General features: G+C 39.2%; 9 protein-coding genes. 5 read left to right on the forward strand and 4 right to left on the reverse strand.

Annotation, left to right across the window (positions count from 1 at the left end; genetic code table 11):
* Positions 1-571 precede the first annotated feature (571 nt).
* The 5 genes from O0V13_RS14165 to O0V13_RS14185 are packed head-to-tail and all read left to right on the forward strand — an operon-like array spanning position 572 to position 11,238.
* Positions 572-4,633 carry a hypothetical protein gene (locus O0V13_RS14165; RefSeq protein ID WP_268035616.1) on the forward strand — a complete coding sequence of 1,354 codons (4,062 nt, stop codon included), beginning with the start codon at positions 572-574 and terminating at the stop codon, positions 4,631-4,633.
* Entirely contained in the window at positions 4,626-6,107 is a 1,482-nt protein-coding gene (locus O0V13_RS14170) for a DUF3375 domain-containing protein (protein ID WP_268035617.1), read from the forward strand. The genes O0V13_RS14165 and O0V13_RS14170 overlap by 8 nt, the downstream gene beginning before the upstream one ends.
* Before the next feature lie 3 nt (positions 6,108-6,110).
* A complete protein-coding gene (locus tag O0V13_RS14175; RefSeq protein ID WP_268035618.1) occupies positions 6,111-6,701 on the forward strand; it encodes a DUF4194 domain-containing protein in 591 nt (196 codons plus the stop codon).
* Positions 6,682-10,092 (forward strand): ATP-binding protein, encoded by a 3,411-nt coding sequence (locus O0V13_RS14180; RefSeq protein WP_268035619.1) that lies wholly within the window; start codon positions 6,682-6,684, stop codon positions 10,090-10,092. The genes O0V13_RS14175 and O0V13_RS14180 overlap by 20 nt, the downstream gene beginning before the upstream one ends.
* Positions 10,093-10,095: 3 nt before the next feature.
* The gene (locus O0V13_RS14185; RefSeq protein ID WP_268035620.1) at positions 10,096-11,238 is read left to right on the forward strand and encodes a Wadjet anti-phage system protein JetD domain-containing protein; all 1,143 of its coding nucleotides are present in this window, start codon (positions 10,096-10,098) and stop codon (positions 11,236-11,238) included.
* A 390-nt stretch (positions 11,239-11,628) separates the two neighbouring features.
* Here the strand turns inward: O0V13_RS14185 and O0V13_RS14190 are convergent, their stop codons facing one another.
* From O0V13_RS14190 to O0V13_RS14205, 4 genes are all read right to left on the reverse strand, one after another.
* Entirely contained in the window at positions 11,629-13,497 is a 1,869-nt protein-coding gene (locus tag O0V13_RS14190) for a heparinase II/III domain-containing protein (protein WP_268035621.1), read from the reverse strand.
* 45 nt (positions 13,498-13,542) lie between these two features.
* On the reverse strand, positions 13,543-15,087 hold the full coding sequence (locus O0V13_RS14195; RefSeq protein ID WP_268035622.1) for a sulfatase family protein: 1,545 nt from the start codon (positions 15,085-15,087) through the stop codon (positions 13,543-13,545).
* Between the two features lie 91 nt (positions 15,088-15,178).
* Positions 15,179-15,679, reverse strand: a complete 501-nt coding sequence (locus O0V13_RS14200) for a rhodanese-like domain-containing protein (protein WP_268035623.1) — start codon at positions 15,677-15,679, stop codon at positions 15,179-15,181.
* Positions 15,680-15,778: 99 nt separating this feature from the next.
* A complete protein-coding gene (locus tag O0V13_RS14205; protein ID WP_268035624.1) occupies positions 15,779-16,660 on the reverse strand; it encodes an SMP-30/gluconolactonase/LRE family protein in 882 nt (293 codons plus the stop codon).
* Positions 16,661-16,674: the final 14 nt, after the last annotated feature.

The raw sequence follows: 16,674 nt of genomic DNA on the forward strand, positions 1-16,674 counted from the left end.
TAAAAAATTAAATAGTGTCGCAAAGACTAGACGGACTCTTCAAGCCCATAGCACAGTTAAAAGCAAGGGGATGAGCAAGGTTTAATTTTAATGGTTTATTCTCTTTCTTTTCACCCAAGCCTGCCTAATGGATTAACTTTCTATTTTCCTTTAAAATGTATTATCCTAGAGAAGACGTGACCTTAAGGTAAGAATTGCCTATTTTGTAAGTTTTAATACCTAGATTGTTTAAAATGCCTGAACAACAAATATCGAATACAGACCAGTTTGAAAAAGGAATACTTAAAATGGATTTGCTGCTTTGCAAATGCATTGGGCGGTAAAATTAATATAGGCTTTACCAATGTGGGTGTAATTGGTTTCGTTAGTATTATCAGCAGCTTCAAAAATTGTTTGAATGTCTATGTGAACGAGCGTTCCATTCAAAAGATTTTTTAAAAAGAGCAAAAAAATAAGAAGAGTTTCAAAGCAAAATGATTAAGCTTTTTAGACTTTTCCCAATCTGGAATACAACCAGGAGGAGGCTTTTGAGTGGCTAGAGGAATCATTAACAATGAAAATGGTTTAGAGTATGATTTATGATCAGCAGGAAAAGTTCAAAGAATTAATAAGCTTTATATCAACCCATACTATTGATAGAAGCATCAGTCGTGCTGATCAGAATGCCGTAGAAGAAAATCTCAAATGGAATACTTCATTGTTCTTTGCAAAAGTTATTCATCTGGCAAAGCCCAGGAAACAGGAGCTTACACTGGAAGAATTTAACCAGTTCAAAAAAGATTACGAAGGCCGAAGTAGCGTAAAAATCGATTCTGACAACCTGTTTCGAAAATATTGGTTGAGAAATGTACTAGGAAAAATAAAAATCGCAGGAACTGTATGGTCCGCTTGCTACCAGTTTAGTAGAATATCAGGTTTCAAGAATGAATTAATATTCCTGTTTGATCAATATGCTGAAGGGAGAGAAGGCAAGGAGAAAATACCCAGGAAAGATTTTGATCAAATCAGACACAAATATGAGAAGGACAATGATTTGACTTTAAGTGATGAAGGTTTGTTTAAATCAAACTGGCTTTCTGAATCTGGTGATGTCATTGAAATTTCCAACATCAATTTTTACTTCAAGCCCTATATTGATCACTGGGAAGATTTTGAATTTCTTGCTGCTTATAAAGAGCAAATATCAAATGATGCAGAAAAAGGGCTCAAGATTGTTAAAAGTGATTTAGTACAACTAAATGAATCATTCAAACAATTCTATACCCGAACACCTTCTATTGATGATCTGATTAAGCAAAAGATTCTTCGTCAAAATGAAGGAGTTTATTACCTAAATTTCTTCAATACTGAAATTAGCTATTGGTCAACACTAAGTGATTATATCACTGCTTTTTACTGGCAACTACTAATCGAGGATAATCGCTTTTCAGACGACAAAGTCAGAGTAAAGAGGCTTCTTCAACAAACACTATATTGGGGTTGGCCTTCTCATTTTTTATTCCATTCTCTTGATGAATCAAAAAAGCGGTTTTTAGATGCGGCTAGTGACTTGGTTAACGATGAAACCGATTTGGATGGTTTAGAATCAGAGTTCAAAAAGGTTTGCATTGATGGAAATATTGGTTCACGTGAAGTTCAATCACTTTTCCATAGCCGTGAAGAGTTTGACGATTTTTCATTGAATAACTCAGATCACTTTGAACTACTGGAAAGTCTAGATAATTGGGAGAAAAAAGCTCATACTACTTACTTGCATGGACAGAGTTCACGAGATGAACTTTCCTTTCTCATGAAGATAATAATTCTTCATGACTATGAGTTTGAAAGAGAAGAGGCTGAGGATCTGGACAATCCTATAATTCATAATTACAAGAGAATCTTCACACTTCTCGAAAAATCATTGACCAAGCCAACCCTACTTTGGGATATTAAATGCTTTGTCATTATGTGTCGAAGGGAATTCATTCCTTACCTTATAAAAGACTCCAAATACACCTCCTTGGCGTTTCAATTGATTGATCGAATTGGTGAATATCTATTACATGAAGATAGGGAAACGATCCACAAAAATCTCTGGGTAAAATCAATAGAACAAGCTCTTTTTTCCATTCGCTCAACTAATCAAGATACGATAACCTCTAAATTGATTTTTCAGATTTATAGACAACTTAATTCCAATAAATATGATTTACCATACAACCGGCAGCCTCATGCCGAAAAATTAAGCCGAAACCAGAAAAAGGAAAAAGAAGCGGCTGTTCTCTCTTTGATTGAAGATAGTTCCCTACAAAATCATAAAATAAATGGAGGTAATAGCCAATTTTTACTCCCCAAGCTATTTAATGAGTTGGTAAAGCTTCTTATCAATATGCCATCCAAACCATTGTATAATAATGGGACGGTGAGTTTTCCCATGCTTCAGTGGGATGGGCTTGTCTGGCTAATGAAATGCTCAACTTACTGGAAATATAGGGGTCAATTTGAGATAATGCCTTCGGATATCAATACACTTACTAATTCCTTCTTCAAACTATATATTGATCGTGTTGAAGTTTCAGAAGTAAAAAAATATAATTTCTTCGAGAAAAAGGAGGAAAAGGGGCTACCGCTTTGGAGTGAGAAAATTGAAAGATTAGAAAATATCGAATGGGTCTACCCAATTTATTTCATCTATAAACAACAGAGATTAAATAGTTTCCTAGAACCTCGCTTTTATTTTGATTCCACTTCGGAGTTCTATCACAAGGAAAATCATTTTACTGCAGACAAACTAAGAACCCATATTGGAGTATTGCTTCAGGTTCTTCGTCAATTAGTATTGCCATCTATTCCTTACGGTTTTGAGAAAGATGAAATTGAAGAAATTAAATCGAGGATTGAACAACAGATTATTGACTACCTAAAAAGGCACATCAAGGATGTACCGGAAGAAGGACGTGTTGATCTGTTTGACTATAATAAGGAGTGGGCATTTAAAAACTCTGAAAAAGAAGCATTACTTCCGCAAGTTGCCAGAGCTCTAAACTGGTTCGCGAAAAAAGAACAGATTATTGAGGCCATTACTGAGACGCAGGATATAGCCAAAATATTGACTATTGCCGAATGGGTAACATCGGAAGGAGTTAAACAAAAGCTTTTAGAGAAGATACAACAATCAGATATTAAGACTTTTTTAGAGAAGAAACGATGGACACCAGAGGTTCAACAAGTATTGCTTGATATCAGGCAACATCCAAAATTGGAGAAAGAGATTAATCAAGTGGTTGAGTTTTGGGAAAAAGAGGTTTCGAAAAGGAATAGGGAATACGAAGTTCAGCTCTATCAGACTAAGATGTTGTTGGCTTACTTTCATGATGATGAACAAGAATTAGATAATGTTGAAGAACCCGGTAAACCTGCGGTTCATTCGGTAAGAGAACTTTCTTATCGTGACCTTAAGCAATTTTACAGGGCACTAATCAGATTGGAAAAGAATCCGGAATCTTCACATACCATATTCAGTCAATTGAGTACACAATATCCTCAATATCCAGTTTTTGCCTTGAATAAAATGGCAGCTAAAATTAACATAGCCAAAACCAGCGATGATCTAAAAAGCTATAAAGAAGCCCTAGAAGAGTGGAGAGCTTATTCCTCCCAGCAAGAAGATTTGGACGAAGAGGCTTTGGGGTCAACATTTATCGCCAATAAGTCATACATACTACTCAAACTTGGGGAATTAGATGAACTAGACAGGCTTTTTGATAACCTTGAAAAGCCCTATAAAATGCAGCCTGATATCCTTGAAGTGAAGATTGAAAGTCTCTTAGATAGAAAAAGGATTGAAGAGGCATCTATGCTTCTAGAGGAAGCAGGTAATTATCACCAGTTTTCAGGTTCAGAGAATATTGGCTTTATCAATGATTTAAGGAACAAAATCAACGGCATCGACAATGTGGCCGACCTTCACTATCAATACAACAGGATATTCAATAGCACACCAACCAAACTAGTAAGAGTTTTCCCTGAAAAACTCAATGGTAGAACTGATCTTACTGAATTTATTGTAAATGAAGTAGCTAGAGCAGCTTCAAATATGCTTAACAAAGTAAATGCTTTGCCTGAAATCCTGAAATTAAAAAACACCAGCAAGGAAAACAGATTCAATGACCTTGTTCAACTTGCATTAGATTCTAGAATTAGCTCATGGGGATGGTCCGTAAAAGATCAGACAAGAAAAGCTTTTTCTCCTGGAGAATCTGATTTAGGCGAAATTGATTTGGATATTAGGGACTGCAATCAAGATTCTTTTATCACTTGCGAGGCATTTATCATAAGGGATACACCTAGAGTAAAATCACATTTAGAAAAGTTAATTTCACACTACACACATGAAAGAAAAGCCCTTCTGACCTTAGTGTACTTTCAAGGAAAGCAATCAGATTTTCAGAGAAATTGGGATGCATATCATACAGATACCTTAACAACAATTCAATATCCAAATGGATTTGAACTTGATACTAACCAGGTAGTAGATGTGACAAAAGACTTCCAAAGAGAGAAATCAGGAATTAAAATTGGAAAAGCCCACCACAAGGATGGGGTAGTGATATATCACATATTTGTCAACATTAACTACAAGGTCAATGCTTGACTCCCTCACTTCCATATTGAAAGTCCGGTCACTGGTAGATTCGGCTGTAACCTTGAAGCTACTACGTGCAAGGAATCTGCCTTTGATTATCTCTTTCCTGTATCGGGAATACAAATTAGGTGAACAAATTTCAATCCCCTACCAGCATTTGGTTCAAAGACTGGCAGACTTCCTGGAGGAAATTGAATACAGGGATGAAGATGATGAGGTCAAATCCGACAGGCTGATCCTAGCTTTTGATGAAAAGGCCAAATTGTATATCGATCGATGGATTGATGCCCATTACCTCCGTAACATGATGGATGATGCTCGGAAAGAACCTTTGGTATTCCTGTCCAAACATGTGGAGAAAGCTTTTCAGGTATTTGAATTATTGAAGGATCGGGAATTTGTGGGGACAGAATCCAAATTCAAAGACATTTTCACCAAACTCAGGGACATCATAGAAAATGCCAACCCGGATAAGGAAAAGAGGTTAGCCGAACTGGAACGAAGAAAGCTGACGATAGAGGAAGAAATCCGAAAAATCAAGATTGATGGGTATTTGAACACTTATGAAGATTATCAGGTCAAGTCCCGGTATGAAGAGGTAAACCGTTTAGCCAATGAATTAATCGGAGATTTCAAAGAAGTGGAAGACAACTTTAAGGAAATCACCCGCAAGATTTATGAACGGCAGCAGCAAGCCGAACTCTCGAAGGGAAAGCTTTTGTCAGAAACCTTTGATGCCCTGTACGAACTTCGAAACACTGACCAGGGCAAAAGTTTTTATGCCTTTTGGCAATTCATGCTGGACGATGCAAGCCAAACGGATTTTCAAAAGTTGACCAAGGAAGTATACGATGTAATGGAAGATCGTGGTATCGAGATTTCTTCCCGCTCATTGAGAAAACTAAAATCACTTCTACACCTGGCAGCCCGAAAAGTACTGGACAAAAACGGGGTGCTTGCTGACAAACTGAGCAGAGAAATCGTGTCAAAAGAACAATTGGAATCAAGAAAGGCAAAAGAACTCATGTCAGGAATCCGGCAGCTAGCCATCCAGTTGGTCAATCACGCTTCATCCAAAGAGACTTATCTGGAAATTCAGGGCAACCCTGAAATCTACCTTCCCTTGGAGCGAAAGCTTGGGGAAAGACCGGAAAACAATTCATTTATAGCAAAGGCCGAACAGGCTCAACTGGCGCTGGAAGACCTGGAAGATCTATCAAAAATTTACAACGCCGACTTGATTAACAAGCAGCAATTACTGGCCAACATACACGACATATTGCAATCAAGATCGCAGGTTTCACTTCAGGAAGTAGTGAAAGAAAAAGGGCTTAATAAAGGCTTGGCTGAACTCTTGGCTTATGTCACCCTTGTAAATGCCAACAACAAATTTTTTATCAATGATAAGATACGGGAAAGCATTATGTTCAATTTAACGGAAAGAAAGTACCTTGACTTGCCGCAAATCATTTTCACCAGATAGCCAATGGAACACCAAAATAGAAATATTGCTTCTTATGCCAAGTCTGCTGTGAAGCTTTTGCAAGGCCCTGTTTTTGAAGATCAGCAAGATGTTTGGAACGAGGTCCTACAATATCAGGTCGAACTAACTCAGTACTTTGAAAGAATCGCTCTTGAGGTGGTCATTGATAAAAGAGATGGGTATGCTTACCTGAAACAAATCGAACTTGATGAATCAGGAAGCACCATCGGATTAATTCGAAGAATGCCACTGACATACGATCTCACGTTGGTTTGTGTATTGCTAAGAGAATGGCTGCTTGAATTTGAATCGAGCGATCTTGAGACAGCCAATTTGTACATTACTCCTAAAGAATTCAGAGATCGGATGGAGATGTTTTTCAAAGAGAAAACTAATGAACTAAAGTTTATCAAGGAACTCAATCGCCACCTGGAACAATGTGTGGAGATGGGATTTCTGAAACTGGTGCATAAGGACGCAACATCTCCCGATGAATACAGATACGAAGTAAAGCGGATCCTGAAAGCCAGGGTCACCACAGATGAGTTGTTAAAATTTAAACAACAATTGGAAGATGAACTTAAGTCTGTTTAGTACTAAACCGAGTCAATCTGGCTTTCGTCTGCATACTTTTGAGGTATGGAATTGGGGAACCTTTGATAAGGATATTTTTTCCATTGAGCCAGGAGGTGAAACCTCCCTGCTTACCGGAGGCAATGGTTCCGGTAAAACAACTTTAGTGGATGGTCTACTGACCCTATTATTGCCTGAGCGTAGGGCACGGGCATACAATCAGACCGCTGGCGAAAAAGGTGAGCGGACTGAGGAGACCTATTTACTTGGAGAATTTGGTGAAACTGAAAATTCAGAATCCAAAACAAGAGAAGTAAAAAAGCTTAGAGGAGACAAATCAAAAGCACAATCGGTATTAATAGCAGTCTTTCAAAATGAATCCCAATTCGTCACGGTGGCCCAGGCTCGGTGGTTCTCGGGTAGTGAGTTGAAGAGAAACTTTGTAATCTCGTATAAGAAGCTTTCCATAAAAGATGACTTTATGCCTTTTGATAGCAATGGGGAGTGGAAAAAGAGATTGAAGCAAAAATATCCTAAGCAAGGAGTCAAAGATTCTATATTATTTACCGATAGTCCTGGCGAATATGGCCGATGGATGCGTAAGGCATTTGGAATGAGATCGGACAAAGCCCAAACGCTATTCAATAAAACCATCGGGCTCAAGGTATTGGGTAACTTGGACGAATTTGTCCGGCTACAAATGCTGGAAGGACGGGAGTCAGAAGAGGAGTTTCAGAAGATCAAAAGCTATTTCAAAACACTCAATGATGCACACCGAGCTATCGAAAAAGCCCATAAACAAATCGAATTGCTAGCTCCTGTAAGGGACAAATCCATCAGGCTAACAACACTGAATGCAGACTTGATCCATAAAGAAATTTTCAAACAGACAGCCCCACTTTGGTTTGCCAAAAAACAAGATGCTTTGATTCAGGAATTCATGGCTTCCACAAATGAGCAAATACAGGAAAATGAGGAAAAACTTGTGATATTGACCAATGAGGTGGAAGAACTGGATCATAACCGGATAAAGCTTGACGTACAAATTGAATCTGATGAGGTTGGTCGGCAAATCCGTGATTTAGAAAAGGACAATAAGAGGTTCGAACAAGAAAAGTCTGATAGGGAAAAAGAACTGAGTTTATATAATCAGCTGGCTGAGAACCTGGAATTCCAGCAAAGCCCCCAAACAAGAGAGCTGTTTGACGATCAAAGAAAGCTAGCTTTGGATAAAAAGAAAAAGACGGCTGAAGTATTGGAGCAGAATGAGGAGGAGCTTTTTCAAACCCGTAAAGAATCTGAGGAAGCAAGAGCAAAGTTTGACAATATTTCCAACGAACTAGGTATCCTGAGATCGCAAAAGAACAATATCACAGGTCATCCTGCCCGTATTAGAAGCGAAATCCTAGAAGCCATCGGGGCAACTGAAAAGGAAATTCCATTTGTCGGTGAACTCCTAAAAGTTCGGAAGGAAGCCCGTGAATGGGAGTCGGCCATCGAGCGACTACTTCACAATTTTGCATTAAGGCTTATAGTCCCAGAAGAATATTACCAACAAGTCAACCAGTATGTCAAAGAGAATGATTTAAGAGGTAGGATCATCTATCACAAATTCAATAAAAAAGAAGTAGCCCCTCGCATCTTCATACAGCAGGATGAACAGGAGCTGATCAGCAAGTTGGACTTCAAAACATCCGAATACACCGAGTGGATTAAGAACGAGATCAGTTCAAAGTTCAATTATTTATGTGTCGATGATCTTGAGTCGTTCAGGTTGGCAAAAAGGGCAATAACAAGAGAGGGGCTAACCAAAAATGTCAGCCGACATGAAAAGGACGACCGACCAGAAGTTAGGAGCCGACAGCAGTATGTCCTAGGGTGGGATAATGGAGAGAAAATAGCCGTCTTAAAAGAAGAAGCAGCCCAGCTGAATGACAAGATCAATACAATTGACAACAGGTTGAAAGCAATAAGAGCACACCAGACGAGGGTACGCAAGGAAGCAGAAGACCTCACCCGTTTCATTGATTTTAAAGCGTTTAAGAAAATAGATTGGTGGTCTTTATCAGCTGAAATTCAGGAGAATAAGCTGAAAATAGAAGGCCTAGAAAAGACTAACGATAGGGTAAACACCCTCAAAAAACAAAGAGAAGAGATCGCTAAGACAATCAAAGCCAAACAGGAAGTGATCAGAGACCTGGAGAAGGAAATTAACCTAATTGATTCACAATTAAATATTCAGCAGCAAAAGTTGAGAGAGGCCAGGGAGGTAATTGAACGTTATGCTGATCTTGAAATAGCTGATAAATTAGTTGCATTCGATGAACACTTTATGAAAGAAATAGAGTGTGACATTGATTCCATCGAAAAAGTCAGGATTAAAATCATTGGTGAAATCAATCAGGACCTTGATCGACTGAAAGATGATATTCGCAAAATCGAAAGTGCCGCTGAAGGACTGATGAGACTTTTTAAGAATCCTGATAAGGAGATCGTAGAAAAGTTCAGTGATTGGAATTCAGACACCCACCGGCTTAGCGAAAGTGCCGAGTTTATTGAGGAGTACGTTGCTTTATTGGAGAAGATTGAAAAAGAGGAATTGGCTGAATACAAACAACAATTCAAACAGTACCTGAATGAAGAAATGATTACTAAAATGTCTGACTTTCAAACTTGGATGGAAAGGCAGGAAGAGGATATTGAGGAAAACATCGAGACTTTGAACAAATCATTAGAAAAGATCAATTTCAAGAGTAATCCACCAACCTTCATAAAACTTCATGTGGAAAAAGACTACTCCCCGAAAGTGAAGGAGTTTAGGTTTCGTCTGAATGCATGGAAACCAAACCTGGCTGAGTTCGAAAGAACGAAAGATGATAGCATTCTGGAAGAAAGCTTCAATAAAATTAAGACGCTACTTGATCATTTAACAGAAGATGAAAATCTCAGAAAGGAAGTATTAGATGTTCGGAACTGGTTGAAATTTAAAGCTGTAGAACATCACAAAGAAGATCCTAGAATGATCTTTCGCAGCTATACCGGAACTGCCAAGCTCTCAGGAGGAGAAGGAGCTCAGCTAACCTATACAATTCTTGGTTCTGCGATAGCCTATCAATTTGGCATTCATAGTGAAGGGCTCAATACCAATTCATTCCGGTTCATTTGTGTAGATGAAGCTTTTAGCAAACAGGACGATGAAAAAGCCCAATTCCTGATGGAGCTTTGTAAACAACTTCACCTCCAAGTGATGGTCGTATCTCCGGCCAAAGCGGAAGAAGTGTCCATCGTGGAGCCTTACATTGCCAGGGTGCATTTTGTACAGAGAAAAGACAACCGGCATTCGGTGGTATATGATATGCCTATCAAACAACTTCAGGAGCAAAGAGAGCAATATTTACAATCGGTTGTGTAGGGTATGATAACGGCAGATGAAATACGGAAAAAGTCCGCGGGGAAATATCTTGAGGTACTTCAGTCTTCACTGAAAGGTGAAGACTGTTTTCCACTCATTGTCCGATCCAATAAAACTCTTTCAAAAGACTTTATCCAGATGAAGAAGGAAATTGAGGAGGTCTTTAGTGCTGCGAAAGACAGAAAAGGATATGGTTATTCGGTGATTTCAGAACCGGTTAAAACCCGGCAACATGGTACTCAAGACATACCTAAGTTCATTACATTTGAGAGCCTGCCAGATTACCTGAAATTCCTCAATAAAGAGAAGGAGTATCGTTTGATGATGGAAAATTATAGTTTCATCAAGTCAGAACTCCCTCAGCTTAACCAATGGTTAGTTCAAAATGCTAAGGCTATCATATCAAACGTTGATATTTGGCCGGATCTCATTAAAGTTTGCCTTTGGTTTATAAACCATTATGAATCCCGGAAATACTATCTTAGAGAATTACCCATTCCTGTTCACACCAAGTTCATTGAAGAGAACAGAGCGGTTTTGAGGCTCTTACTAGATGAACTGGTTCCTGATATTATTGTATCTACTGAGAACCTTTTTGAAAAACGATATAGCTTAAAATATGATCAGCCATTGGTCAGATTTCGGTCACTGGACAAGGTTTGTTGGCACATCAACCACTTTGATGACCTAACCGTTCCGATTGAGCAATTCACAAGGAATCCTATCAGTTGTTCAAAGGTTTTCATTATCGAGAACAAAATGAATTTTCTAACCTTTCCTCAAACGCCATTTTCGATAGCAGTTTGGGGGAAAGGTTTCGCCCTTGAATCTTTGAAAAATATAAGATGGCTTCACAACAAGGAGATTTATTATTGGAGTGATTTAGATGCACAAGGATTTCAAATGCTTTCCCAGTTGCGATCATATTTCCCGCAAACCCAATCCTTTTTAATGGAGATGTCAGTTATCGAGAAATATATAGATTTTATTGTAAAAGGAACCCCAACGTTTACCAAATTGCCATCTTATCTTTCAGATCAAGAATTTGAGGTTTATCATTACCTATCAAATAATAACTACCGTTTGGAACAGGAACGGATTCACCAAAACCTCGTATTAGACCGTTTACGTCAGATTGTTAATTGAACATTAGGCCCCTCTTTAAGTGCTATTTCTACAAATAATTTGGCAAGGGCTTGATGGAGCACTTGCCAATAGTCCTTCACGATAATTCTGATAGTAATAAAGGGTTGAGCATTTGGAAGAATTCTTTTCTTAAGAAGACTATTTGTTCATGCAAACCCTCAGATATTAGAACCACTTAAGAAACCTGACTGCTAACTTGAGGTATTAACTTTGCTTTTATACAAGTGTGTGCAAGTACAGGAATGGGCTTGATTTTATTCCTTCAGTTGTTCAAAATTTGATTTAATGAGCTTGTGAATACAGTCAAATCTCCTCAAATCTTCCTCTAAATAGTTCATTATTTGCCCTGCTGGGGCTACTTTCAATTTTGAATCGTAGGATTGTAATATTCTACTCCCCAACCAACCTCACTTTGATCTTGGTTTGATCTCCTTCAATTGTCCAAGCGGGGATTCGGATCTCAATTCTCTTTAAGCCTTTTATTTGTCTGTCCAATTCCAATGGGGCTGGATCTAGAGATACTACGGAAACTACTAGTTCTGGATGAGAGATATTTTCAAGATAAAGGGTTTTGCCATCTTGCCTCAAGATCGCTCCTCCATCGGTGATTTCAACTTCGGCAGTGGTCATCATCTGCCATGTGATGAGTTTGGTACTTTCTGAAAGTGTAATCTCATCCTCAATAGTGATGGAAGCAGGGCTGTCCTTGATGAATTTTCTGGAAGCAGACTTCACTTGACCTTCCAATGTTTTGCTCAAATCAAAAATCGCTTCTGGCTTTTCTCCCTCTTTGAAAGAAAGTAACTCAGATTGTCCTTCGGTTCTGTGAAGGGAGTCATTGACAGTCAATGTGCTGTGTCCATAATTGTTTTTAGTCAATAAAGTCCAGCGCTCACAGGATTGGCATCTTCCCCAGAGGTCAAAACCCGTTTGTTCAAGCTCATTATAACTCTGATTACCGGGATCAATAGACCAACGAACTCCGTCTAATTCAAAAATGAAAGAACCGGCATCCATATTTCCATGATTGACCATTCCTCGGCCACCTTTTCCTCCAAAATAATAACCTCGGGGATCATTTTCTCCTCCCGTGAAGAATACAACAGGATTAGATCCTTCGCCTTTCCAGGCTGTTGGAACACCTTCACCTCCTTTTTCTTCGTATTGAGAAATCCAGGCCATGGCGGCTCCGGCAAGTCGGAATAGTTTTCCGGTTTCCTCTGCGGGAAGGAGAAATCTTTCTTTTTCAAAAAACTGAGGGTTACCGGATTTCGAGGCAAACCATGCCAAAGTGATATCTCCGGCTGCGCTTCTTTTGTCGCCACAGTCCGCGAAATTGTAATACCAGCCTGATGGTGCATTGGCCAAGGTTCTAAATATGGCACTTTCCTTAAATGCAGGGAATTCCCAATGTCCAAAATCACTTCCAAATGCACTTTCCAGCATTGCTGCAGTAGTTACCGAAAAGCTGGTTCCGTAGGCCCAATAGGTGGATCCTTCTGGATAAACTCCGTCTGGTCCATATTCTACCAAGGAATGAGGTAGGCCATCTAAGGCACGACTGATAGTTTTGGAGGCCAATTCAGGTTCATCCTCGGCAATAGCTATGGATGCAGCGATCATCCCGCCATTGCAGACCTGATTCCAATTATTGGTGCCATAGGCCCACCAAGGGTTTTCTCCATATTCAGGCCAACTTGGGAGTAACGCTTTTTCGATAAGAGCCTTCTTGGCCAATTCTTGCGTGGATTGAGGTAAATCTCCAGCTGTCCAGTCCAAAGCGAAAGAAACAGCAAGCGCCATTTCAGCAACATCGAGAAAATGGGATGGATTCCAATCCGAAAAATTACAAACCGCTATGACTTCCTCATTGATTCGGGCTAGGACCTCAGGATCTTTTTCCATCAAATAAACAAAGCCGAGCATGTTGATCCGATAGAGCATTTCTCGAGAAACACTCAGCAGACGCCTCCCTTCCATGATCCTTTCCAAAAGCGGCTGCTCATAAATGGTCTCTGCACTTTCCTGAATAACCGCATACATGTTCTGCAAGACCGGATCGGATTTCATATTCTTTTTTAGATCTTTCAAAATCGGCTTGTCAAAAACCAATCTTGGGGAAGATTTCCGAAGGTTTTTTTGAAGATAAGCCATCGACATGGGATTGTCGAGATGAGGTATTTCGGTCTCTTGAGCTTGAGTTTGAAAAGTGGTGAAAGCAAAAAGAATAATAAAAAATAGGCTTAGCTTCATTTTCATTGTGATGGGTTTTTGTTAAAAATCAGGCATGAAACATCAAGATAACTATTTTGCTCTATTGGCGGTGGACTCACTTTCTCTATAATCTTCCAATAGGGCACTTAATTCGGTTATCTTCTCTGGATATTTTTCAAACAAATTATCTCTTTGCTCTGGATCTTCTTTCATATTGAAGAGAAGGCCAGGGGTATGAAAATCTGTATATCCTGTCAATTCTTTGAAAGATTCAGGCATTGGTCTTAGTCCTCCAGTCGAATCATTGATGTAGAGCCAATCACCTTTTCTGATCCCCCAGATTTTTGCATTGGTATTGTGGATGGTAGCTTCTCTTAGAGGTGAATTATACTCTTTTCCAGTGAAAACCGCCGTAAAATCATAGCTGTCTGGAGCAGCTTTTTCTGGTATTTCAATCCCGATAATATTGGCAATGGTAGCCATGACATCAATTTGAGAAATCAATTCATTTGAAACGGATTCTGCTTGAATATGCCCTGGCCATTTGACGATGAATGGTACATGATGTCCTCCTTCCCAAACGTCCCTTTTTAAACCTCGAAAATCCCCCATGCTGAAGTGATCAAATTTTTCTGCTCTTTCCCAAGCATAGTGCTCTGGACCATTATCCGCACTGAAGATCACGATGGTATTTTCTTCTAATCCTTGTTCCTCGAGAGCAGCCAATACTTCTCCAATCACCCAGTCTGTTTGGACCATAAAGTCTCCATATGGACCTGCTTGTGACTTTCCGTCAAACTCATCATTCGGAATAATAGGGGCATGCGGCGAAGGAAGGGCAAAGTATAAAAAGAAAGGCTTGTTCTTATCTTGGGCTTTGATCCATTCTTTGGTCTTTTTTGCCAAAGTTGGTAGTACCTCATAAGGATTCCAGTCTTTGACTTTTGGACCCGGACGGAATTCCCAACTTCCTTCTTTTACGTCAAAGCCAATATTGTTAATATCCATAGTTTCAGATGGTGCTTGGATAATTCGGTCGTTTTCTACCCATGCATAAGGGGGGAAATTGATTGTTCCATCTCCGAAATAATAGTCAAAGCCTCTGTCTAATGGTCCCCCGGAAACGGGTTTACTCCAATCAATATCTTCAGATAGATAATACTTGGTCATATTTCCCCATTGCTCGACTTCGCCGGTTGGTTGGTTTTGGAATTCCCAGTTCCAGCCTAAATGCCATTTGCCTATGCAAGCAGTTGAATACCCTTCAGCCTTCAATAGCTGAGGTAAAGTGATGTCTGTTTCTGCGAAAAATGGTTTGCCAAAAGCCCCTACAATTCCGAATTGCCGTCTCCAGTGATATGTCCCGGTCAATAAGGCATATCGACTAGGAGAGCAGATTCCTGAAGAACTATGAGCGTCCGTAAACCGCATTCCCTCTTTGGCCAAATTATCTAGATTTGGGGTAGGAATTTTGGAGTTTGAATTTTGAATAGCCAAATCTCCATAACCCATGTCATCGGCATAAATGATGACGATATTGGGAGGAGTTGAAGGCTCTTTTGAGCAAGCTGAAATAGTAAGAAATAGAAAAAGGAATGCAAAGATGTTTGACTTGGGAACGGAAAGGGCCTGCATGTTTTATGATTTTTGGAATCGAGTCTTGCAATTAGTCCAATTACCCTAAAAATTCAAATCAATTGTTTACAAATGGACTTTATTCTTTGACTTATTGGCGGTTTTTATTCCACGGCAACCGGGCAATTCCCATTCTCATGTAGCAACGGTCAATAATGGAGGTGAAGATCAAACCCACACAAAGAATGATCGGAATTACCAATGCATTATGGATTCCAAAGAAATATAGAATCAGGAAAATTGCTAACAAAAGGCCGAGTGTCATTCTAAACTGGCGATCAATTGACCATCCTTTAATTTGGACAGGCTGCTGAATACTTTCCATATGATTTTCCAAAATCTTTACATTGGAAAAACCATCTGCAATCAATTGAAATCCTACTCCCGTTGCACGATTCCCACTTTGACAGACTAAGTAAATATTTTGATTTTCAAAAGAGGAGAAAAATGACTTTTGATAATTGCTTGAAGGGATATTCAGTGCTCCAGGAATGTGATATTCTAAAAATTCGCTCGGCTCCCTTACATCAATAATTACTGCCGTTCTATTGATCAATTGAGATTGAGCCAAATGATTGCTAATCCGATCCATAATTTAAAGCGCAACTATAAAATATATTCACTATAAAGTAAGTAAATATAGTTTTTAAAAAAAACCTGGTTCGAGATTATCAGGTGCTGTGTGTTTTAATCAATCGATTTTGCCAACATTTGTCTCAAATCCTCTTATTTTAACTTGCACCAAAAACACATCTCCACTTTGAGGGAATTGGCTTAGTTGATCGGGGCTAAGATTTTCTTGAGCTGTTGTGATTAGAAGTTGGTCCAGATTTGGGCCACCAAAAGCACAGGAAGTGATATGAGGAACTGGAAGTTCTATTTTATCCAAAAGCTCTCCTGTTTTTGGATTCCAGCGATAGACACCCGAACCTCCATAATGCGCAATCCAAAGCATTCCTTCCTGATCAATGCACATGCCGTCTGGTGTCCCGATTTCTTTTGGAACGTCAATAGCAATTCGTTTAAAACTGATTTCACCTGAAACAGCATCAAAGCCAAATTCCTGGACTTTTTGGGTAGGGGAGTCGATGAAATAAAAAGTGGATTGATCTTCAGTCCATGCCATTCCATTGGAAATAGTCAGGTCTTCCAGTTTCTTATCGACAGTCAGATCTTCCGAAATACGATATAATGAACCAGCTCCCTCTGTGAATAGAGTGCTTAATGTTCCGATCCAGATTCTTCCTTTAGGATCTACTTTGCCGTCATTGAATCGATGAAGTTGAAAGTCTTGTTCTATTTCCAAAAGTTTTTCTTGTTTCCCTGTTTGAAGGTCAAATCGAATTAAACTTCGGTCTAATCCCAGAATCAATTCATTTCCTTTTCCCTCCAAAGCCACCGCCAATCTTCCGGGAAATTTAAAAGTTTTCAGCTCCTTGGAAGGAAATGCCATTTTAAATAAAGTCCCATTTTCAATATCTACCCAGAAAAAGGATTGATGTTTTTTGATCCAAATGGGCCCTTCTCCCAAGAAGCATTGACATGGAAAAGCAGTGTAATTGTAAGTTTTCAATTGAATTTGGAATT

This window comes from Algoriphagus sp. PAP.12 (genome assembly GCF_026652115.1).
In the GTDB taxonomy this organism is placed as follows: Bacteria; Bacteroidota; Bacteroidia; order Cytophagales; family Cyclobacteriaceae; genus Algoriphagus.

Coding starts and splice junctions, on each gene's coding strand:
- O0V13_RS14175 (WP_268035618.1), top strand. CDS start 6,111: ATGGAACACCAAAATAGAAATATTGCTTCTTATGCCAAGTCTGCTGTG.
- O0V13_RS14195 (WP_268035622.1), bottom strand. CDS start 15,087: ATGCAGGCCCTTTCCGTTCCCAAGTCAAACATCTTTGCATTCCTTTTT.
- O0V13_RS14170 (WP_268035617.1), top strand. CDS start 4,626: ATGCTTGACTCCCTCACTTCCATATTGAAAGTCCGGTCACTGGTAGAT.
- O0V13_RS14190 (WP_268035621.1), bottom strand. CDS start 13,497: ATGAAAATGAAGCTAAGCCTATTTTTTATTATTCTTTTTGCTTTCACC.
- O0V13_RS14200 (WP_268035623.1), bottom strand. CDS start 15,679: ATGGATCGGATTAGCAATCATTTGGCTCAATCTCAATTGATCAATAGA.
- O0V13_RS14185 (WP_268035620.1), top strand. CDS start 10,096: ATGATAACGGCAGATGAAATACGGAAAAAGTCCGCGGGGAAATATCTT.
- O0V13_RS14165 (WP_268035616.1), top strand. CDS start 572: ATGATTTATGATCAGCAGGAAAAGTTCAAAGAATTAATAAGCTTTATA.
- O0V13_RS14180 (WP_268035619.1), top strand. CDS start 6,682: ATGAACTTAAGTCTGTTTAGTACTAAACCGAGTCAATCTGGCTTTCGT.